The following is a 20,688-nucleotide window of genomic DNA, read 5'->3' on the forward strand; positions in this document are numbered from 1 at the left end:
GTAGGCTGGACGATCGTGAACGACGCGCCGATCGGCATCTTCGACTCCGGGGTCGGCGGGCTGACCGTCGCCCGGGCGATCTCGGCGCAGCTCCCGCGTGAGTCGATGCTCTACATCGGCGACACGGCCCACTCGCCCTACGGGCCCAAGCCCATCGCCGATGTCCGGCGCTACGCCCTCGAGGTGCTCGACACGCTCGTCGACCAGGGCGTGAAGATGCTCGTGATCGCGTGCAACACGGCGTCCGCCGCGATGCTGCGCGATGCGCGCGAGCGGTACGACATCCCGGTCGTGGAGGTCATCGGACCCGCCGTCCGCACCGCGATGTCGACCTCCCGCAGCGGCCGCATCGGCGTCATCGGCACCGCCGGCACGATCGGCTCGCGCGCGTATCAGGACATGCTCGAGGTCAACGAGCGCCTGACCGTGTTCGCGCAGGCGTGCCCGCGCTTCGTCGAGTTCGTCGAGGCCGGCGTCACGGACTCGCCCGAGGTGCTCGCGGTCGCCGAGGAGTACCTCGCACCGCTGCGGCACGCCGCCGTCGACACGCTCGTCCTCGGCTGCACGCACTATCCGTTCCTCGAGGGCGCGATCAGCTACGTCATGGGCCCCGAGGTCTCGCTCGTCTCGAGCGACACCGAGACGGCGAAGGACGTCTACCGTCAGCTGGTCTCCCGCGACCTGCTCGCGGGTCCGGATGCTGCTCCCCGCCACGTCTATGAGGCCACAGGCGACTCCGCCGACGAGTTCCTGCGGCTCGCGCACCGGCTCATGGGTCGCGAGGTCACCGACGTGCGCCTCGTGCAGACCGGCGCCATCGACCTTCCCTCGGCCCGCGGCTGAGGCACCCCGCTCCCTCGAGAGGAATCGCATGACCACCGAGATCGTCCGCGCCGACGGGCGCGCCACAGACCAGCTTCGTCCCATCGTCATCGAGCGGGGGTGGAGCAGCCAGGCCGAGGGCTCGGCGCTCATCTCGTTCGGCGGCACGAAGGTGCTCTGCACGGCGTCGTTCACGAACGGCGTGCCACGGTGGCTCACCGGCAAGGGCAAGGGCTGGATCACGGCCGAGTACGCGATGCTGCCGCGTGCGACGAACGACCGCAACGACCGCGAGTCGGTCAAGGGCCGGATCGGCGGACGCACGCACGAGATCTCGCGGCTCATCGGTCGCGCGCTGCGGTCCATCGTCGACACGAAGGCGCTCGGCGAGAACACGATCGTGATCGACTGCGACGTCCTGCAGGCCGACGGAGGCACTCGCACGGCCGCCATCACGGGTGCCTACGTCGCCCTCGCCGACGCGATCGAGTGGGCGCGCGGCAGGAAGTTCGTGGGTCAGAAGTCGCAGGTGCTCCTCGACTCCGTCGCGGCAGTGTCGGTCGGGATCATCGACGGCGAGCCGATGCTCGACCTGGCCTACGTCGAGGACGTCCGCGCTGAGACCGACATGAACGTCGTCGTCACGGGACGCGGCCTCTTCGTCGAGGTGCAGGGCACGGCTGAGGGCGCTCCCTTCGACAAGCGCGAGCTGGACGCCCTCCTCGAACTGGGCGTGAACGGCTGCGCGGAGCTGCGCGATCTGCAGGCCGCGGCCCTCGCCGCCGCCGCGGAGGCCTGACCGATCGTGGCGCAGATCGTCCTGGCGACCCACAATCCGCACAAGGTCGAGGAGTTCCAGGCGATCGTCGCCGCGACGCGCCCCGATCTCGAGGTCGTCGGCTATAACGGACCCGAGCCCGTCGAGGACGGCACGACGTTCGCCGAGAACGCGCTCATCAAGGCGCGGGCCGCGGCCGCCCACACGGGCCTTCCGGCTCTCGCGGACGATTCCGGCATCTGCGTCGACGTGCTGGGCGGCGCGCCCGGCGTCTTCTCGGCGTACTGGGCGGGGCACGCGAAGGATGCCGCGGCGAACCTGAACCTCCTGCTCGACCAGCTGCTCGACATCCGCGATCCGCATCGCACGGCGCAGTTCGTCTCGACGATCGCGCTCGTCGTCCCCCGCCTCTCGAGGAGCTCGGAGACCGTGGAGCACGTCGTCGAGGGTGTGTGGCCGGGGCGGCTCGCGACGGCCGCGAGCGGACAGGGCGGCTTCGGCTACGACCCGATCTTCGTCCCGGACGGACAGGACGGCGCCGAGCGCTCGGTGGGCGAGTGGTCGGCGGACGAGAAGAACGCGGCATCCCACCGCGCCCGCGCGTTCCAGGCGCTCGCGCCGCTGCTCGCCGACCTGCCGGTCCGCTGAGCCTGAGAATCACACTCATTCCCGACTGCGGCGCAAGGCCGCGGGAGGCGTCGGGCCCGTCGTAGCCTGGGGTCGTGCACGACCACGCTCCGTCCGGCATCCGGGGTGCCGCCAACCGGCGGCTCCTCGCGATGTCGCTCGCGATCACGGCGGTCGTCATGGTCGTCCAGATCGTCGGGTCGATCCTGTCGGGATCGCTCGCGCTCCTCGCGGACGCTGCACACATGTTCACGGACGCCGCGGCACTCGTCATCGCCCTCATCGCGAGCTCCGTCGCCGCCCGTCCCGCCGACGACCGCCGCACGTTCGGCTACCAGCGCGCCGAGGTGCTCGGCGCGCTCATCAACGGGGTCATCCTCATCGCGCTCTCGGTGTGGGTCGCGGTCGAGGCCGTGCAGCGGCTCATGCGCCCGAGCGGCGTCGAGGTCGAGGGCGGGGTCATGCTCCTCGTCGCGATCGTCGGCCTCGTCGCGAACGGCGTCGCCCTCTGGCTCCTGAGCGCCGCGCAGCGCACGAGCATCAACGTGCGCGGCGCGTATCTCGAGGTCCTGGGCGACCTGCTCGGCTCGGTGGCGGTCATCGTGGCAGCCATCGTGGTGCTGACGACGGGCTGGGTGCAGGCGGATGCTGTCGCTTCGCTGCTGATCGCCGCGATGATCGTGCCGCGTGCCGTGGGCCTCCTCCGCGAAGTGTTCTCGGTCCTGAGCGAATCGTCGCCGAAGGGCATGCACGTGCGCGAGATCCGCGACCACATCCTCTCGACGGCCGGAGTCGTCGACGTCCACGACGTGCACGTGTGGCAGCTGACGCGCGGTGCGCCCGTGTTCACGGCCCACGTCGTCGTCGATGCCGATGCGCTCAGCAGCGGAAAGGCGGGCGCCATCCTCGAACAGCTCCAGGAGTGCCTCGCCCGTCACTTCGACGTCGAGCACTCGACCTTCCAGCTCGAGCCGGCAGGGCACGTCGAGCACGACGCGCACGCCTGATTCAGCTCTCGCGGACGACCTCGTGCGGGCTCTTGTCGGGACGCAGTCCGCGCCACCGCGGATGCCGGAGGATGCCGCCGGGCGTGAACTCGCCGAACTCGACCTCGGCGACGAGCTCGGGCCGCAGCCACTGCACGCCGCGGGCGTCCAGGGACGGGACGCCGACGAGAGGATTCGCGTCGGCGTGGAGGGGAGCGAGCTGCTGCTGCAGCGTGCGAAGGGCCGCGTCGCTGAACCCCGTGCCGACACGTCCTGCGTAGTGGAGCCCGTCCGGACCCGGGATCCCGACGAGCAGCGATCCGAAGCTCGATGAGCGTTCTCCCTGACCAGGCCGGATCCCCGCGAGGACGACCTCCTGCGTCCGCGTGAGCTTCACCTTCAGCGACGAGTCGGTGCGGATGCCGCGCCGGTACGTCGAACGGGGATCCTTGACGACGATCCCCTCGAGGTCGAAGCGACGGCTCGCGTCGAGCGCGACATCCACGTCCTCGAAGACCGGCGGGACGACGATCGACGCGATCGTCGAGGATGCGAGGTGCTCGAGGATGCGTCGCCGATCGGACAGCGGCAGACCCGTCACGTCGCGGCCGCGCGCGACGAGAACGTCGAAGAGGTAGTAGAAGACCGGGGTCCGCTTCGCCAGTCTCGCGATGTCGTCCGCGTGGACGAGGTTCATCCGGGTCTGGAGGAGGGCGAAGCTGGGGCGACCGTTGCCGTCTAGCGCGACCAGCTCGCCGTCCACGACGCAGGGCTCGTCGCGGAATCCGGGGTCGCCGTCCGCTATCTCGGGATACTTCGCGGTGCTCTCGTTGCCGCTGCGAGCCCATAGGCGCAGGGCCGAGCCGTCCCAGACGCCCACCGCCCGGATGCCGTCCCACTTCGCCTCCGCCCACGCGGGGTCGCCCCATCGGCGCGAGTCGGCGCGCGCCCGGTCAGCTGTCGCGGACGTCGACAGCATGGGTCTCAGGTCCGCGGGAGCGGGCGGCCAGTGCGCCTCCGGCGCGGCGGCGAGCAGGTCTTCGACCGTACGTTCACCCGACGGCGGTTGTGCCGCGCGCTCGGGCGCCTGCTCCGACCCGGGATCCGGCGTGAGCTCCGCGACCGGATCCGGCGCCGGTTCGCGCACCCGCCTCGGCACGCGCCGCCGGCCCGCCCGCTGCTCGTCCGCCTGGCGTGAGGGTTCGACAGGGATGCCGTCCGCCTGCAGCCTGCCCTCGGCATCCGTCTTCATCCGATGCAGCAGCCAGCTCGACTTCTCGCCCTCGCCCTCCGTGCGGATCAATGCGAGCCGAACGCGTCCGAGCGGACCGCCCGGACGGCCCTGCGCCGTGAAGATGATCTCGTCGTCGCGCCATTTCTCGAGCTCGTAGCGACCGTCGTCCCAGACCGTGACGGTCCCGCCGCCGTACTCTCCGGCCGGGATCGTGCCCTCGAAGGTCGCGTACTCCATCGGGTGGTCCTCGGTCTGGATCGCGAGGTTGTTGCGCTTGTAGGAGTGCGGCACGCCGCGAGGCACAGCCCAGCTCGCGAGCACGCCGTCGCGCTCGAGCCGGAAGTCCCAATGCAGCGCCGTCGCGTGGTGCTCCTGGATGACGAACGTCGGAAGCTCGTCCGCTGCGCGTATGGCCGCCGCCGGGTTCGACGGCACCGGCTCCGGCGTGCGGTCGGCCGAGCGCATCGAGATGTAGGTGCTGAGGGGACCCTCGTCCGCCGTCCGCCCACCCGCGTGGAACCCCAGCGGAGCGAGCGGGTCGCCGATCTCCTCGACGCGATCGAGCACCTCGTGGAACATGAGATGGCGCAGGTCCGGATCGTCGAGCTCCTCCCACATCCGCGGAACCGCGACGGTGGGATGCAGGCGGCCCCGGAGCGAATACGGAGCGATCGTCGTCTTCGAGCCGTTGTTCTGGCTCCAGTCGATGAGCACGCGACCGCCCCGGATCGCCTTCTTCATGCTGCTCACGACGAGCTCGGGGTGATCGGCCTCGATCGCACGCGCGAGCCCGAGCGCGAGCGCCGAGGCCTGCTCGCTGCTCTGTCCGGGCGGCAGCGCGGCGTACAGCTGGAGGCCCTTGCTCCCGCTCGTGACGGGGTACGGCTCCATGCCCATGCCGGACAGGATCGCACGCGCCCAGCGCGCGACCTCGGCGCATTCGGGGAGCCCGACACCGGGACCCGGGTCGAGGTCGAGGACGAGGCGATCCGCGTCCCCGCGCTCGCCGGACGGCGTGAAGCGCCACTGCGGCACGTGCAGCTCGAGGCTCGCGACCTGCGCGAGGTAGACGATCGTGGGGACGTCTCCCGCGAGGGGGTAGTCCTTCGGACCGCCCGAGTGGGGGATCGGCAGGCGTCGCACCCACTCCGGCGCCCCCGGCTCGAGATCCTTCGCGAAGAAGAACGGCCCCGGATGCTGCTCCGTGCCGACCCCGTCCGGCCAGCGCTTGCGCGTGACAGGCCGGCCGATGACATGCGGGATCATCGTCGTCGCGATCCGGGAGTAGTAGTCGATGACCTCGGCCTTCGTCGTGCCCGTCTCGGGGTAGAGCACCTTGTCGAGGTTGGTCAGGCGCAGCCGTCGCCCGGCGATCCGCACTAGCTGGTCGTTCCCGGGCATGGGACCATCCTGGCTTGTCCTGCGGGTTCTGTGCGCCTCTCGCGGTGGTCCGCGTCGGGGTGTACCGTCCAGCCAGAACCCGGGCGGAGGGGACATCATGGGCGGCATCGGCGGGCGGGACCGACTCGGGGGCGGCATCGGCGGATTCCGTGAGGGAATCGGCGACGGACTGCGGCAGGGCGTCGGCGACGGCGTCCGGGACGGGCTCCGCGAAGACGCCGTCGACGACATCCTGGGCGTCCGCAGGCGCGTGGACGACGGCATCCGCGATGGGATCGTCGAGGGCATCCGCGACCAGCTGCACCCGCGGTGGGCCGCGGCGCACGGTCTGGACGCCGACGCCTACGCACGCCGGTTCGACGAGCTCGTGGGACAGGGCTACCGTCTGACCGACGTGAGCGGCTGGTGGGACGGCACGCATCGCTTCGCCGGGATCTGGGACACCTCCGCCGGGCCCGCCTGGCAGGCGCGTCACGCGCTGCCGATCGGCCTTTACCAGGAGACCTTCGACGCCCTCGCGGCGGAGGGCCTCCGGCCCGTCCGCCTCGCGTTCTACGGCACGCCGAACGGCGTCCATGTCGCCGGCCTGTGGCAGGGCGGACCTTCACCTGCCTGGGCGGCGCGCCACGACCTCGACAAGGACGCGTTCCAGGCCGAGTTCAACCGGCTGGCGGGGGAGGGGTACCGGCTCGTCGACGTCTCGGGCTACGAGGACGGTGGGCAGGCGCGCTTCGCCGGGGTCTGGGAGCTGTCGGCCGGCGGCGGATGGGCCGCGCGACACGGCGTGTCGCGCGACGACTACCAGGCCGCGTTCCGCGAGCTGACGGGACAGGGACTGCTTCTGCGGAAGGCGACGGCCTTCACGGTCGGGGGAGCCGTCCTGTACAGCGGAATCTGGGAGGAGCGGCCGGTGCCTGCGCAGTCCGCACGGCACGGCGTGCCCGCCGCGGACTGGCAGCGCATCTTCGACGACCACTTCTACCAGGCGTACCGCCCCGTCCAGGTCGACGGGTACGCGACGCCGACCGGCGTGCAGTTCGCGGGCGCCTTCGAGAACACGGAGTACGCCTGGAGCGAGCTCGAGCGGGCCGATCAGCTCATCGACGCGTTCATATCCGCCTACTCCGTGCCAGGGCTCTCGATGGCCATCTCGAGCGGCGGCCGCCTGGTCTACGCGCGCGCCCGCGGCTGGGCCGATCGCGACGCGAAGACGCCGCTCGAGGTGCGGCACCGCATGCGAGTCGCGAGCGTCAGCAAGCCGGTGACTGCCGCCGCGGTCCTGCGGCTCGTCCATGACGGCCGCCTTGCGCTGTCCGACGCGATCCTCGGCTCGGCGGGGCGGCTCGGCACGACGTATGGTGCGCTCAGCTACAGCGCCGCGCAGCTGTCGATCACCGTCGATCACCTGCTGACCCACCTGTCCGGCTATGACAATTCCGGCGGCGACCCCATGTTCCTGGAGCTCGCGCGCGACCACGCGTCGCTCATCGGCTGGGTGCTCGACAACCGTGCTCCTGCCAAGACGCCCGGAACCGACTACACGTACCTCAACTTCGGGTACTGCCTCCTCGGCCGGGTGATCGAGCACGTGACGGGCCAGACCTATCAGGACTATGTCCGGTCGGCGATCCTCGCTCCGGCCGGGGTGTCGGCGATGTCGATCGCGGGGGACACGGCTGCTGATCGAGCGGCCGACGAAGTCGTCTACTACGGCCAGGGCGGCGAGGACCCCTACGACATGAAGGTCGCGCGCATGGACGCCCACGGCGGCTGGCTCGCGAACGCACCCGACCTGCTGTGTTTCCTGCGCGCTGTGGACGGTCGTGACGGCGGCGACCTGCTCACCGCCGCCGAGATCACCACGATGACGACGGGGACCACGGTGCGGCCCGGCTACGCCCGCGGATGGGCGGTCGACGGCGCCGGGAACTGGGACCACAACGGAGCGCTCCCCGGGACGCTCTCGCTCCTGCGGCGGCGCGCGGACGGGACCGGCCACGCCGCCCTCATCAACACGAGACAGGGCGGCGCGATGCAGCAACCGATGCTCGACGCGTTCTACGCGATGGTCGACGACGTGCAGTCCGCACTCGGAACGCTCGCCGACGTGGACCTGTTCTGACCCCGTACCGGTGTCTGCCCGGCCGCGCCGGGTGTCGCCCCTGGCCTCCGCGAGGCAAACACTGTGTACTGGTGTGATGAGAGCGATCTGGAAGGGCGCCCTGACATTCGGGCTCGTCAACGTCCCCGTCAAGGTGTACGCCGCGACCGAGGACCACGACGTCTCCCTCCACCAGGTGCACAACAAGGACGGCGGCCGCATCCGCTATCAGCGCATCTGCGAGATCGACGGCGAGGTCGTGCCCTACCAGGACATCGACAAGGCCTATGACGACGGCGACAAGACGGTCGTGCTCACCAAGGAGGATCTCGCGTCGCTGCCCGCCGAGCGCAGCCGCGAGATCGACGTCGTCGAGTTCGTCCCGAGTGAGCAGGTCGATCCGCTGACCTTCGACCGCGCCTATTACCTCGAGCCCGACTCCGCGTCGCCCAAGGCGTACGTCCTCTTGCGGCGGACGCTCGAGCAGACCGATCGCACCGCCATCGTGCGGTTCTCGCTGCGGCAGAAGACGCGGCTCGCGGCGCTCCGCGTCCGCGGTGACGTCCTCGTGCTGCAGACCCTCCTTTGGGCCGATGAAGTGCGCGAGGCGGCGTTCCCGTCACTGGACGAGTCGGTCCGGATCTCCGCGAAGGAGCTCGAGCTGTCGGCATCCCTCGTCGACAGCTTCGCGAGCGACTTCGACCCGGCCGACTTCGCGGACGAGTACCAGGAGGAGCTGCGAATCCTCATCCGCGAGAAGCTCGAGAAGGGCGACGCGCTGGACACCTCCGAGACCTTCGGCGAGCAGGAGGAGGCCGCGGGCGGCGAGGTCATCGACCTCATGGAGGCCCTGCGCGCGTCGGTCGAGCGTTCGCGCGCGGCCCGCGGCGACGCGGCGCCGGCGAAGAAGTCGACGGATGCCGCATCCGCCGGGTCGAAGCGCTCGGCCGGATCGAAGCCGGCGTCGAAGGCCAAGCCGACGGCGAAGAAGAAGACGACGAAGGCTTCCTGACCTACGCGCGCGGCGCCGGCGGAGTGCCGCCGTCCGAGCCGCCGTGCGCGCCATGCTCGGGGCCGCGCTCGAAGACGTCCGCGTCGAGGACGAGGTGTCGGGCCTCTTCGGCATCGGTGACGACGTCCTCACCCGCGGCGGCCGCCTTGCGCGCCTTCGAGCGCTCGCGGAGGTAGTGCCACAGCGTCACGACGGCGGTGCCGCCGACTGCGGCGAGCAGGATCAGGTCGATGTACTCCGCGACGAGCTCGCCGACGACGGGGATGAAGCCGATCGCGTAGCCGAACATCGTCAGGCCGAAGCCCCACAGCATGGCGCCGGCGAAGTTGTACAGCGTGTACTTCCCCTTGTGCATCCGGCCGACGCCCGCCGCGACGGGCGTGAAGGTCCGCACGATCGGGACGAAGCGCGCGACGATGACCGTCAGGCCTCCGTAGCGCTGGAAGAACGCATTCGTGCGCTCGACGTTCTTGACGCTGAAGACGCCCGATTCCTTGCGCTCGAAGACAGAGGGCCCGCCCTTGTAGCCGATGTAATAGCCGACTTCGCCCCCGACGAAGGCCGCGACGGCGATGAGGAGCGCGACCCACCACACGCTCATGCCGAAGACGCCCTGCGGCGCGTTCTCCAGCGGATGCGAGAGGAGGCCCGAGATCACCAGGAGAGTGTCGCCGGGAAGAAGGAACCCGATGAGCAAGCCCGTCTCGGCGAATACGATGCCGCACACGACGAGCAGCGCCCAGGGCCCGGCCCACTCGATGATCGCGGCGGGATCGAGCCAGGGGATGAGGGCGATCTGATGCAAGAGGAGGATCCCGTCGGTCGGAGCGGTCGGCGGTCAGAGCGGATGCGCAGAAGGCACCGTGCGGAAGGTGGGACTTGAACCCACACGCCCGGAGGCACAGGAACCTAAATCCTGCGTGTCTGCCAATTCCACCACTCCCGCGAGTGCGTTCAGTCTACTGAGCGACCTGGACGCGGGCTGAGGGGGACAGCCCCCGGATCGGCCGGGGGTCAGCGGGTCCCGTGCTTGATGCCCACCGCGAAGTATGCGGCTGGGCCGATCCAGTTGATGAACAGCGCCGGGATCCACGCGGGCTTGGGCCCGCGCACCTGCTCGGCGGGGCGATGAGCGAGGTCCCACGCCGCAAGGAACGCGAAAGCGAACTGCACGAGTCCCACGACGAGGACGCCCATCTGTTCGGGGCCGGTGAGCTCGCGTTTGTGGTGGGTCATCGTCATCCTTCCGCCGGTCCGTCCATCGTGTCACCGGCGGCGCGTTCGCACCACGGCCCGGCGCCTTCGCGGGATCCGGCTCAGGTCGTCGAGGCGCCGGCGCGGACCGCGAGCGCGACCGCCTCGACGCGGGTGTGCACACCGAGCTTGACCAGCAGGTTCTGGACGTGGGCGCCCACCGTCTTGACGCTGATGCCGAGAGTCGAGGCGACCTGCTTCTGCGACCGCCCTTCCGCGATCAGAGCGAGCACCTGACGCTCCCGGTCCGTCAGCGCCGTGAGGCGGCGAAGATCGGCTGTCGCATGGCCGTTGCGACGCGTCCGATCCACGAGGCGGCGCACGCGCGCGACGAACTCATCGGCATCCATCGACTCCGAGGCGTAGTCGTCTGCCCCCACGAGGAGTCCCGCGACGACGTCGGCGGGCGCGACGCGCTCGGCCGACACCAGGACGACCGGGAGGTCCGGCCCGTAGCGGTCGCGCAGCTCGCGGAGGAGCTCGCACCCGCCGTCCTCGACCTCGAGGATCGCGACGAGGGGAGGCAGGTCACGCAGGGAGTCCGACGCATCGGCCGCGCGTGTGAACGACTGCGTGCTCAGACCGAGCCGGCTCAGCAGCCGCGAATAGTCGTCCCGCACGTGGTCGCCTGCCACGACCAGTGCATACGTGCCATCGCCGTCGACGCCCACGTTCCGTCCTGTGCCGTTCGTCAGGGGCCTGCCCGCCCTAGGGACATCTCCCAATGGGTGATGCGGTGAACACCCGATGTCGCCTCCCCGCGGCAGTTCCTAGCGTAGAGCCGGGACCCTTCTTGGGAAAGGGAATCGCGAAGCGAAACGCGGCCGGAATCAGCACCCGGCCGCTTTCGCGCGCGCCGAAGGGCCTGTGGATAACTTCGGGATGCCGCATCCCCGGCTTGCGAGGATGCTCCGGTGTCCCCGCTCTCCGCTCCCGCCCCGGCCGTCGTGGTCGCCGAGCGCGTGCGCGAGCGGCTTCGCGCCGAGCGCTCCGACCCGGCCCGCGACCCCGAGTTCGCGGCTCGGATCGCGCGCGCGGAAGTGCGCCGGCACAACGACTTCGCGCTCGCGCGCGGCCTCGTCCCCGTCGACGACGAACCGGCCTGCGTGCGAGAGGTCCTGGCCGCGGTGGCGGGCTACGGTCCGCTCCAGCCGTATCTGGACGACCCCACGGTCGAAGAGGTGTGGATCAACGCACCCGACCGTGTGTTCGTCGCCCGCGGCGGCGTCTCGGAGCGGGTCCCGCTCGCGCTGACCGACGGACAGGTCCGCGACCTCGTCGAGCGGATGCTGCACGCGACCGGGCGCCGTGTGGATCTCAGCCAGCCGTTCGTGGACGCCTCGCTTCCCGATGGCAGCCGGCTTCACGTCGTGATCCCCGACATCACCCGTCGGCACTGGGCCGTCAACGTCCGGAAGTTCCTCCCCGCCTTCCGCGACCTCGACCGGCTCGTCGAGGCGGGTTCCATCGGCGCGGAGGGTGCGCGGATGCTGCGCGCGGCGATGGAGGACGGGCGCAGCATCCTCGTCTCCGGCGCGACGCACGCCGGCAAGACCACTCTCCTCAGCGCCCTCATCGCGGCCGCACCGGCGCATCACCGCATCGTGACCGTCGAGGAGACGTTCGAGCTCGCCGTCGACGCCCCCGACATCGTGGCACTCCAGGGGAGACAGCCGAGCCTGGAGGGCACCGGCGAGGTGACTCTCCGGCGTCTCGTGAAGGAGGCGCTGCGGATGCGCCCGGATCGCCTGGTCGTCGGGGAGGTCCGCGATGCCGAGGCGCTCGATCTGCTCCTCGCGCTCAACACCGGCGTGCCCGGCGCCGCGACCATCCACGCCAACTCCGCACGCGAGGCCCTCGCCAAGCTGTGCGCGCTGCCTCTCCTGGCCGGCCGGAACATCGACGCCGGCTTCGTGCAGCCCGCCGTCGCGGCCTCGGTGCAGCTCGTCGCCCACTGCGAGAGGGATGCCTCAGGTCGCCGTCGCGTCCTCGAGATCGTCGAGCCGACCGGCGTCGGGCCGTTGGGGGTCGAAGCTCGGACGCTCTACCGCGGAGCGGTCGCATGACCGTCGTGTGGGGCGCAGTGCTGGCCGCTGGAATCCTCCTCGCCGTCTCGCCGTGGGCCTGGCCCGCCCGCCCCGACCGGCAACCGTCACGGACGACGGGCGCCGTCGCCCGTCTCTTGGAGGAGGCGGGGCTCGCGCATCTCGCACCGGCGGTCGTGATCGGTGTCGCGGCGGGCATCGCGATCGTGGCGGCTGCCCTCGCCTGGCTCATCGCACCGGTGCCGGCGCTGGCCGTCGTCGCCGCGATCGCCGGGGCGCTCGTCCCGTTCGGCTGGCTGCGCGCCCGCCGAGCGCGCCTCGTGCGCACCCGCCGAGCGCTGTGGCCCGATGTGTGCGACCTGCTCATCGCCTCCGTGCGGGCCGGGATGTCGCTCCCGGACGCCGTCGCGGGGCTCGCCGATTCGGCACCTGCGAGCATGCGTCCCGCCTTCAGCGGATTCGCCCGCGACCTCGCGGCGTCGGGCCACTTCGACTCGAGCATGCAGAGACTCAAGACGTCGCTCGCCGACTCCGTCGCAGACCGCATCGTCGAGACGCTCCGGATGGCGCGCCAGGTCGGCGGAACCGAGCTCACGCCCGTCCTGCGCGCACTGGCCGTGTCGGTGCGGGCGGACGCGTCGCTGCGCGCCGAGGTCGAGGCGCGCCAGTCGTGGATCCGCGGCGCCGCAGTCCTGGGCGTCGCGGCGCCGTGGGTCGTGCTCGCCCTCCTCGCGATGCGGCCGGAGGGAGCGGCTGCATACGGCAGCCCCGAGGGGATCGCCCTCATCGTCGGCGGCGCCGCCGTATCGTTCGTGGCGTACCGCATCATGTTGCGCGTAGGCCGCCTCCCCGAACCGCGCCGGTGGTTCGGATGATCCCGCTCCTGCTCGACGACGCGGCCCTCGCGATCGTCCTGGGCGGCGCCCTCGCGCTCGGAGTCTGCCTGCTGCTGTCGCGCGCGCCGCGCTGGGGCGCGCCCACGCTCTCCCGCCGCCTCGCCCCCTACCTCCGCGACATCACCGACCCGCGAGGGGTCACGACGGGTTCCGCCCTCCAGGTGAGCGATCCGCGGACGCTGTGGCGTGCCGCGACGGAGCGCGCAGGACGTGCGATGGGCGGGTCGCTCTCGGTCGAGCGGCGCCTGCGTCAAGCGGGCCGGGACGGGGATGCCGCATCCTTCCGCGCCCGACAACTGGGCTGGGCCGTCGCCGGCGTGCTCGCGGGTGCACTCGCCACGGTCGTGCTCGTGCTCGTCGGACGGGCGTCCGGTGCGCTGGTCCTCCTCCCGCCGCTCGCGGGGCTCGGCGCCGCGCTCGGGTACGACATGCTCCTCACCCGCGCCGCGGCCGCGCGCATCGCGCGCATCGAGGAGGAGCTGCCCACGGTGCTCGAGTTCCTCGCGCTGTGCCTGTCCGCGGGCGAGGGCATGCTCGACTCACTCCGGCGCGTGTCGGATGTCGGTGCCGGCGAGCTGAAGGCGGAGATGCGCACGGTCGTGCTCGCCGTCGGCACGGGCTCCTCGCTTCCGGAGTCGCTAGCGCGCCTGTCGTCCCGCCTCGACGTCCCCGCGCTCTCCCGCGCGATCGACCAGCTCGTCGCCGCGATCGACCGCGGCGCGCCGCTGTCGCACGTCCTGCACGCGCAGGCGCTCGACGCCCGGGAGGACGCCAAGCGGCGTCTCATCGAGCGCGCGGGCCGCAAGGAGATCTACATGCTCGTGCCCCTCGTCTTCCTCATCCTCCCGTTGAGCGTCCTGTTCGCGGTGTTCCCCGGGATCTTCATGCTTCGCCTCGGAATCGGCTGACCGCTCACGGTCGGAAGGAGAAAACCCATGATCCGCTCACTCGCAGGCCTGCGCGGCCGGCTCGCCCGGACGATCGACGACGAACGCGGCGACGTCCCCGGCTGGGTGCTCATCACGTTGATGACGGCCGGGCTCGTCGTCGTGATCTGGGCCCTCGCGGGCCCCGCGCTCGCGGACCTGTTCCAGCAGGCCATCGAGCGGGTCTCGGGCTTCTAGGCCACGCCGTGCGCCGTCGTCTTCTCGCACGGCTGCGCGCCGTTACGAGCGATGACGGCGGCGCGAGCCCGGTCGAATTCGTCCTCGTGGGCACGCTCCTGACCGTCCTGACTCTCGGCGTGCTCCAGCTGGGTCTGACGATCTACGTGCGCAACGTCCTCCACGACGCCGCAGTCGAGGGCGCCTATCACGCGGCACTGGCCGACACCTCGCTCACCGAGGGCGCCCTCCGCACGAGCCGGATCGTCACGCGCGCCGTCGGCGCGGCGTACGCCTCGGACGTCGTGGCCCACGAGCGCGCGCGCTCAGGAGGCCCCGTGATCGAGGTCACGGTGCGGGCGCCGTTCCCACTCATCGGACTTCTCGGGATGCCCCGGATGCTGGAGGTCACGGCGCATGCGCCGATCGAGTCGTTCGACTGAAGCCGAGGAGTCCCACGACCTGCTCGACGACCCTGAGCGCGGCTCCGCAGCGCTCGAGTTCATCCTCGTCGGGCTGCTCCTGCTCGTCCCGCTCGTGTACGTCATCGTCGCCCTCGGCATCGTCCAGGAGCAGGCGCTCGGCGCGGAGGCCGGCGCCCGCCATATCGCGCGTGCCGTGTCGACCGCCGCGGGGCCGGATGACGCACGCCGGCGCGCCGGTCAGGTGCTGCGCGCCGTGGTCGACGAATACGGCATGGACGCGGCATCCGTCGATCTCTCGCTGGACTGCCTGCCCAGCGGCGCGACGTGCCCCCAGCCCGGCGCGACGCTCGTCGTCACGCTCCGCTCGCGGGCGGCGCTGCCGCTCGTACCGCCCGTCCTCGGCCTGGATAAGCTCGCCGCCATCCCGGTGGAGGCGTCCTCCGCGCAGAAGGTGTCGCGCTTCTGGGGGTCGGAGTGACCCCGCGGGGGATGAGCCGGGCGGATGACGAGGGGAGCGTCCTGCTGCTGACGCTCGGGTACGCGATCCTCGCCATCGTGACCGTGCTGATCTGCGTCGATGCCACGAGTCTGTACCTCACGCAGAAGCGGCTCGACGGGCTCGCGGATGCTGCTGCCCTCGCGGGCGCTGACGGGTTCACCCTCACCACGACGGACGGAGAGCCGTATGCCGCGCTCGACACGGACGGCGTCCGCGCGCAGGCGGAGGCGCTCGTGGCCGATGTCGGGGGAGGGGCCAGGCTCGTGGCGGCGGAGACGCCCGACGGCGTCTCGGCGCGGGTCACGGTCGCCGGCACCTGGCGTCCGCCCGTGATGACCCTCTTCGTCCCCGACGGGATCGCGCTGGAGGCGACCGCCACGAGCCGCACGGCGCTGCGCTGACGCCGATCTCTCAGGCTCAGGGACGCGGGACGAAGCGCGGAACCCAGCGGAGGAAGGCGAGGGCGCCCAGCAGTCCGACGGCTCCGATGACACCCGTGGCGATTGCGAGCGACGAGAGCGCCGCGATGCCGGACACGAGCAGGGGAGCGGCGGCGCCGCCGGCATCCGTCAGCGTCCGCCACGAGCCGAGGAACGGCGCGGGGTCGGACGCGGGGGCGACATCCGCGCCGAGCGTGAGCAGGATGCCGCTGGAGAGGCCGTTGCCGACACCCAGCACGGCGGCGAACATCGCGAACCACATCGCTGCGGCATCCAGATCGTGCGTGAGGGACAGCGCGACGAAGCCCGCACCCATGAGCAGCATCGCGGGAAGCGCCGCCCACAGCCGGCCGAAGCGGTCCATGACCTGCCCGCTCGCATAGAAGAGCGCGAAGTCGATCGCACCCGAGATGCCCACGACGAGCGCGATCGTCTGCGCATCGAGGCCGATCGACACGCCCCACAGTGGCAGAACGACCTGGCGGGCGGAGCGAACGGCGGACAGGGATGCCGCAGCCAGGCCCAGCCGCGAGAGCACGCGGCGGTACTGCCACATCGTCCGCAGGACGCCCGCCCGTTCGGTGGTCGGGATCGAGCCCGTCACGGCTTCACCCGTGTCCTCCGCGGGGACGCGCTCATCGGCGGGGGCGAGCTGCTTCTCGGGATCGGGGCCGAGGAAGACGAGCAGGATGCAGGCCACGAGGCATCCGGCGAAGAACCAGATCGCCGCGTGCTCGTCGCCGAACAGGGCGAGCAGTCCCGCGGCGACGAACGGCCCCACGAACATCCCGAGGCGGAACGTCCCGCCCAGGAGCGACAGCGCGCGCGCACGGAACGAGACCGGCACGCGCGTCGTCATGAACGAGTGCCGCGCGAGCCCGAACGCCGCGGCGCAGAACCCGATGAGGAAGACGGATGCCGCGAAGACGCCGAGGACGGGTGCGACAGCGAGGGCGACGACCCCGACGAGCGAGACGACGCCCGCGATGGCCATCGTGAGCCGCTCGCCGATGCGCGCGACGGCCCAGCCCGCGGGGATGTTGCCGCACAGCTGCCCCACGACGAGGGCGGACGCGACGAGCGCGGCGGCTGCGACATCCGCCCCCAGCTGGGCCGCGATGACGGGGATCAGCGGGATGACGGCGCCCTCGCCGAGGGCGAACAGCACCGTCGGGCCGTAGATCATCGGGCCGAAACGCCACAGCACGTCCTTCGCCTGGGGCGGAAGCGCACTGTCGGACATCGCTTCCACGTTAGTCTGGAGTGTCATGCTCGAACTCGATCTCTCCGCCGACATCGAAGCGCTCCGCTCCACCTTCGCCGACATCAAGGCAGTCGTGGACGTCGATGCGCTCAACGCCGACATCGCTCGGCTCAGTGAGGAGGCCGGCGCGCCCGACCTCTGGGACGACGTCGAGAAGGCGCAGAAGGTGACGAGCAGCCTCAGCCACCGGCAGGCCCAGCTCAAGCGCATCACCGACATCGAGCAGCGCCTCGACGACCTCGACGTGCTGGTCGAGCTCGCGAACGAGATGGACGACGAGGACTCCGCCGAGGAGGCGCGCCGTGAGCTCGCCGAGCTCGAGGACATCGTCGGCGAACTCGAGGTGCAGACGCTCCTGGACGGCGAGTACGACGAGCGCTCCGCCGTCGTGACGATCCGCTCCGGCGCCGGCGGCGACGACGCGACCGACTTCGCCGAGATGCTCATGCGCATGTACCTGCGCTGGGCCGAGCGCCACAAGTACCCCGTCAAGGTCATGGACACGTCCTACGCCGAGGGTGCCGGCATCAAGTCGGCGACGTTCGAGATCGACGCCCCGTACGCCTACGGCACGCTCTCGGTAGAGGCCGGCACCCACCGCCTGGCCCGCATCAGTCCGTTCGGCTCCGCCGACAAGCGCCAGACCAGCTTCGCCGCCGTCGAGGTCATCCCCGTCATGGAGGAGGCCGTCGAGGTGGACATCCCCGAGGGCGACCTGCGCGTCGACGTCTTCCGCTCGTCGGGCCCCGGCGGGCAGTCGGTCAACACGACGGACTCGGCCGTGCGCCTCACGCACCTTCCGACCGGGATCGTCGTGTCGATGCAGAACGAGAAGTCGCAGATCCAGAACCGCGCCGCCGCGATGCGCGTCCTCCAGACGCGGCTCCTGCTGCTCAAGCGCGAGGAGGAGGCCGCGAAGAAGAAGGAGCTCGCCGGCACCATCACGGCCAGCTGGGGCGACCAGATGCGCTCGTACTTCCTCTACGGCCAGCAGCTCGTGAAGGACCTCCGCACGGGCCACGAGGTCGGCAACCCCGCACCGGTCTTCGACGGCGACATCGACGGTTTCATCGCGGCCGGCATCCGGTGGCGCAAGCGCAAGGACGACGAGGACTGACCCCTCGTCGAGCTCCGGGACCGCGGGATCGGGTAACGGATGCTGTCGGCGCGGGTGTCGCTCGGACGCGCCGGGGTCTGCCCGCTTAGGCTCGTGGGGCCATGATCCGGTTCGAAAACGTCACGAAGCGCTATCGCGGCACCGCGAAGCCAGCTCTGCACGACGTCGACTTCGAAGTGACCCGCGGCGAGTTCGTCTTCCTGGTCGGAGCGTCGGGTTCGGGGAAGTCGTCGTGCCTGCGCCTGATCCTCCGCGAAGAGACCCCGTCCGACGGCCGGGTCGTCGTGCTGGGTCGCGACCTCACGACGCTCGCGAGCCGCAAGGTCCCGTACTTCCGCCGCCACATCGGGGCCGTCTTCCAGGACTTCCGGCTCCTGCCTACCAAGACGGTGTTCCAGAACGTCGCCTTCACGCTGCAGGTCATCGGCTCGTCGCACGCGTTCGTGCAGCAGGCCGTGCCCGAAGTGCTCGCGCTCGTCGGACTCAAGGGGAAGGAGCGGCGCTTCCCGCATGAGCTCTCCGGCGGCGAGCAGCAGCGCGTCGCGATCGCGCGCGCTCTCGTGAACCGGCCCCAGGTGCTGCTGGCCGACGAGCCGACCGGCAACCTCGACCCCGCGACCTCCGCCGACATCATGCAGCTGCTCGCGCGCATCAACGCGGGCGGCACGACGGTCGTGATGGCGACCCACGAGGCCGGCTTCGTCGATCAGATGCAGCGGCGTGTCATCGAGCTGCGCAACGGCGAGATGGTTCGCGACGAACGCCATGGCGGCTACGGCGACACGTCGAGCCTGCCGAACCTCGCGCCGGAGCCCGAGCGTGGCGCGGCGGCCGTCGCGGCGCTGACGGCCGTGCTCGAGCTGCACCGCGAGATCGTCGAGAGCGGCACCGTGGACTCCGCCTCCGTCGACGCGGCGATGGCCGCGGCAACGGCGACGGCCGATCGCGCCGACGACGAGGCTCCGGATGCCGCGCCCGCCGCGCCGGAGGGTGACGTCGTCGTCATTCCCGAGCCCGCCGCCTCGGGAGCCGAGGCGGAGGCGGCACGCGAGCAGCAGTCGGACGACGGCCACGCGCGCCCGCGCACGGCGCCGATCCCGGTCGTCGAGGAGCTCGAGCTGGACGTCGCCGAGCTCGGGCTGGCCGACCGGCTGGGACTGGGCGAAGTCGACCCCGACGACGAAGTGGGGCCGACGACGTGAGGCTCGGACTCGTCCTGTCCGAGGCGCTGAACGGCCTGCGCCGCAACGCCTCGATGGTCATCTCGGTCGTCCTCGTGACGTTCGTCTCGCTCACCTTCGTAGGTGCGGCGATCCTCATGCAGCTGCAGATCGGCACGATGCGCGACTTCTGGGTCGACCGGGCGCAGGTCGCGATCTACATGTGCACCTCGGTCTCGCAGACCGCGACGTGCGCCAACGGGGCAGCGACGCAGGAGCAGCTCGACGCCGTCAAGGGCAAGCTCGAGGGTGACGCGCTCGCGCCGCTCATCCGCACCTACGAGTTCGTCGACCACGAGCAGGCGTACCAGGAGCTGCTCGACCTCGTCGGCGAAGAGGCGGCGAGCGTCGTGACGCCGGAGCAGGTCAACGAGACGTACCGGGTCAACCTCATCGATCAAACGCAGTCCGACGTCATCATCGAGGCCTTCCGCGGAATGGACGGCGTCGAGGAGGTGAAGGATCAGCTGCAATACCTCGAGCCGCTCTTCTCGGCCCTCACGGTCGCGACCTACATCGCGGTCGGCATCGCGGGACTCATGCTCGTCGCGGCCGTGCTGCTCATCGCCACGACGATCCGGCTCTCGGCCTACGCGCGGCGCCGAGAGCTCGGCATCATGCGGCTCGTCGGCGCGTCCAACGGCTTCATCCAGACGCCGTTCATCCTCGAAGGCGTGTTCGCGGCGCTGCTCGGGTCGGTCCTCGCGAGCGCGGCGGTCCTCCTGGGCGTCCACTTCGGGGTCAACCAGTACCTGCGCAACCGGGTCGACTTCGTCACGACGTGGGTCGGCATCCCCGAGGCGTGGGCCGTCGTCCCCGTCCTGATCCTCATCGGGATCGTGCTCGCGGCTCTGTCGGCCGGCTTCGCGATCCGGCGCTGGCTCCGGGCCTGAGATAGACTGGCAGGCCGTCCAGCCATCCTTCGACGAGCTCAGGAATCGACGAGCTCAGGAATCAGGGAGTCCAGTCATGCCCAGGGAACGCGGTGAGAAGGTCATCGCGACCAACCGTCGCGCGCATCACGAGTACTCGATCGAGAAGACGTACGAGGCCGGTCTCGTCCTGACGGGCACCGAGGTCAAGTCGCTGCGCCAGGGGCGCGCGAACCTCTCGGACGGCTACGCGTACATCGACGGGGGACAGGCGTACCTCGACGCCGTGCACATCCCCGAGTACTCGCAGGGACACTGGACGAACCACTCGGCCAAGCGCACGCGCAAGCTGCTCCTGCACAAGGAGGAGATCGTGAAGCTGTCGCACGCCGTCTCGGCGGGCGGCTATACGCTCATCCCGCTGAAGCTGTACTTCTCCGACGGCCGCGCCAAGGTCGAGATCGGCGTCGCGAAGGGCAAGCACGAGTGGGACAAGCGCCAGACGCTGCGGGAGCGTCAGGACAAGCGCGAGGCCGAGCGCGCGATGCGCAGCCGCAACCGCCTGGGCGAATAGCCCGGACGCCCTCGCCGG

At 70.9% G+C, this 20,688-nt stretch carries 22 protein-coding genes and 1 tRNA gene; 17 read left to right on the forward strand and 6 right to left on the reverse strand.

Annotated elements, in window-relative coordinates; translation table 11 throughout:
- Positions 1–15: 15 nt before the first annotated feature.
- The 4 genes from murI to ABZ477_RS00975 all read left to right on the forward strand — a co-directional run bounded on the left by murI (position 16) and on the right by ABZ477_RS00975 (position 3,234).
- Positions 16–843, forward strand: a complete 828-nt coding sequence (gene murI / locus ABZ477_RS00960) for a glutamate racemase (RefSeq protein WP_360126469.1) — start codon at positions 16–18, stop codon at positions 841–843.
- A gap of 28 nt (positions 844–871) precedes the next feature.
- Positions 872–1,621 (forward strand): ribonuclease PH, encoded by a 750-nt coding sequence (gene rph, locus ABZ477_RS00965; protein ID WP_360126472.1) that lies wholly within the window; start codon positions 872–874, stop codon positions 1,619–1,621.
- A 6-nt stretch (positions 1,622–1,627) separates the two neighbouring features.
- A complete protein-coding gene (gene rdgB, locus ABZ477_RS00970; RefSeq protein WP_360126475.1) occupies positions 1,628–2,248 on the forward strand; it encodes an RdgB/HAM1 family non-canonical purine NTP pyrophosphatase in 621 nt (206 codons plus the stop codon).
- Positions 2,249–2,322: 74 nt separating this feature from the next.
- Entirely contained in the window at positions 2,323–3,234 is a 912-nt protein-coding gene (locus tag ABZ477_RS00975; RefSeq protein WP_360126478.1) for a cation diffusion facilitator family transporter, read from the forward strand.
- Between the two features lies 1 nt (position 3,235).
- Here ABZ477_RS00975 and ABZ477_RS00980 read toward each other — a convergent pair whose 3' ends face one another.
- Positions 3,236–5,848: an ATP-dependent DNA ligase gene (locus ABZ477_RS00980; RefSeq protein ID WP_360126481.1), complete on the reverse strand. Its 2,613-nt coding sequence runs from the start codon at positions 5,846–5,848 to the stop codon at positions 3,236–3,238.
- Between the two features lie 97 nt (positions 5,849–5,945).
- Here ABZ477_RS00980 and ABZ477_RS00985 point away from each other — a divergent pair, with 97 nt between their 5' ends.
- Positions 5,946–7,970, forward strand: a complete 2,025-nt coding sequence (locus tag ABZ477_RS00985; RefSeq protein ID WP_360126484.1) for a serine hydrolase — start codon at positions 5,946–5,948, stop codon at positions 7,968–7,970.
- A 76-nt stretch (positions 7,971–8,046) separates the two neighbouring features.
- On the forward strand, positions 8,047–8,961 hold the full coding sequence (locus ABZ477_RS00990; protein ID WP_360126487.1) for a Ku protein: 915 nt from the start codon (positions 8,047–8,049) through the stop codon (positions 8,959–8,961).
- A 1-nt stretch (position 8,962) separates the two neighbouring features.
- On the opposite strand, the gene ABZ477_RS00995 is transcribed toward ABZ477_RS00990, so the two are convergent.
- From ABZ477_RS00995 to ABZ477_RS01010, 4 genes are all read right to left on the reverse strand, one after another.
- The gene (locus ABZ477_RS00995; RefSeq protein WP_360126490.1) at positions 8,963–9,766 is read right to left on the reverse strand and encodes a DedA family protein; all 804 of its coding nucleotides are present in this window, start codon (positions 9,764–9,766) and stop codon (positions 8,963–8,965) included.
- Positions 9,767–9,825: 59 nt separating this feature from the next.
- Positions 9,826–9,907: transfer RNA gene (locus tag ABZ477_RS01000), tRNA-Leu, on the reverse strand.
- A gap of 68 nt (positions 9,908–9,975) precedes the next feature.
- Positions 9,976–10,197, reverse strand: coding sequence for a PLDc N-terminal domain-containing protein (locus ABZ477_RS01005; protein ID WP_360126493.1), 222 nt, complete (start codon positions 10,195–10,197; stop codon positions 9,976–9,978).
- 80 nt (positions 10,198–10,277) lie between these two features.
- Complete coding sequence (locus tag ABZ477_RS01010; protein WP_360126496.1) at positions 10,278–10,886, reverse strand: response regulator transcription factor; 609 nt, start codon at positions 10,884–10,886, stop codon at positions 10,278–10,280.
- Between the two features lie 243 nt (positions 10,887–11,129).
- Between ABZ477_RS01010 and ABZ477_RS01015 the strand changes: the two genes are divergently transcribed.
- From ABZ477_RS01015 to ABZ477_RS01045, 7 genes are read left to right on the forward strand one after another with little or no spacing between them, the layout of a single operon-like run.
- The gene (locus tag ABZ477_RS01015; RefSeq protein ID WP_360126499.1) at positions 11,130–12,281 is read left to right on the forward strand and encodes an ATPase, T2SS/T4P/T4SS family; all 1,152 of its coding nucleotides are present in this window, start codon (positions 11,130–11,132) and stop codon (positions 12,279–12,281) included.
- Positions 12,278–13,135, forward strand: a complete 858-nt coding sequence (locus ABZ477_RS01020) for a type II secretion system F family protein (RefSeq protein WP_360126502.1) — start codon at positions 12,278–12,280, stop codon at positions 13,133–13,135. The genes ABZ477_RS01015 and ABZ477_RS01020 overlap by 4 nt, the downstream gene beginning before the upstream one ends.
- A complete protein-coding gene (locus ABZ477_RS01025) occupies positions 13,132–14,064 on the forward strand; it encodes a type II secretion system F family protein (protein ID WP_360126505.1) in 933 nt (310 codons plus the stop codon). Before ABZ477_RS01020 ends, ABZ477_RS01025 begins: the two co-directional genes overlap by 4 nt.
- A gap of 27 nt (positions 14,065–14,091) precedes the next feature.
- On the forward strand, positions 14,092–14,280 hold the full coding sequence (locus ABZ477_RS01030) for a hypothetical protein (protein WP_360126508.1): 189 nt from the start codon (positions 14,092–14,094) through the stop codon (positions 14,278–14,280).
- A gap of 8 nt (positions 14,281–14,288) precedes the next feature.
- Positions 14,289–14,702, forward strand: coding sequence for a TadE/TadG family type IV pilus assembly protein (locus ABZ477_RS01035; protein WP_360126511.1), 414 nt, complete (start codon positions 14,289–14,291; stop codon positions 14,700–14,702).
- Entirely contained in the window at positions 14,677–15,162 is a 486-nt protein-coding gene (locus tag ABZ477_RS01040; RefSeq protein WP_360126514.1) for a TadE family protein, read from the forward strand. The genes ABZ477_RS01035 and ABZ477_RS01040 overlap by 26 nt, the downstream gene beginning before the upstream one ends.
- 11 nt (positions 15,163–15,173) lie before the next feature.
- The gene (locus ABZ477_RS01045; RefSeq protein ID WP_360126517.1) at positions 15,174–15,584 is read left to right on the forward strand and encodes a pilus assembly protein TadG-related protein; all 411 of its coding nucleotides are present in this window, start codon (positions 15,174–15,176) and stop codon (positions 15,582–15,584) included.
- A 16-nt stretch (positions 15,585–15,600) separates the two neighbouring features.
- On the opposite strand, the gene ABZ477_RS01050 is transcribed toward ABZ477_RS01045, so the two are convergent.
- A complete protein-coding gene (locus ABZ477_RS01050) occupies positions 15,601–16,866 on the reverse strand; it encodes an MFS transporter (protein ID WP_360126520.1) in 1,266 nt (421 codons plus the stop codon).
- A gap of 25 nt (positions 16,867–16,891) precedes the next feature.
- Between ABZ477_RS01050 and prfB the strand changes: the two genes are divergently transcribed.
- The 4 genes from prfB (at position 16,892) to smpB (ending at position 20,670) form a co-directional block, all read left to right on the forward strand.
- A complete protein-coding gene (gene prfB / locus ABZ477_RS01055) occupies positions 16,892–18,004 on the forward strand; it encodes a peptide chain release factor 2 (protein ID WP_360126523.1) in 1,113 nt (370 codons plus the stop codon).
- Between the two features lie 101 nt (positions 18,005–18,105).
- Positions 18,106–19,206, forward strand: coding sequence for a cell division ATP-binding protein FtsE (ftsE, locus tag ABZ477_RS01060; RefSeq protein ID WP_360126526.1), 1,101 nt, complete (start codon positions 18,106–18,108; stop codon positions 19,204–19,206).
- Positions 19,203–20,117 (forward strand): permease-like cell division protein FtsX, encoded by a 915-nt coding sequence (gene ftsX, locus ABZ477_RS01065; protein ID WP_360126529.1) that lies wholly within the window; start codon positions 19,203–19,205, stop codon positions 20,115–20,117. The genes ftsE and ftsX overlap by 4 nt, the downstream gene beginning before the upstream one ends.
- Before the next feature lie 76 nt (positions 20,118–20,193).
- A complete protein-coding gene (gene smpB, locus ABZ477_RS01070; protein ID WP_360126532.1) occupies positions 20,194–20,670 on the forward strand; it encodes an SsrA-binding protein SmpB in 477 nt (158 codons plus the stop codon).
- Positions 20,671–20,688 lie beyond the last annotated feature (18 nt).

Source organism: Microbacterium sp. NPDC019599, assembly GCF_040632175.1.
In the GTDB taxonomy this organism is placed as follows: domain Bacteria; phylum Actinomycetota; class Actinomycetes; order Actinomycetales; family Microbacteriaceae; genus Microbacterium.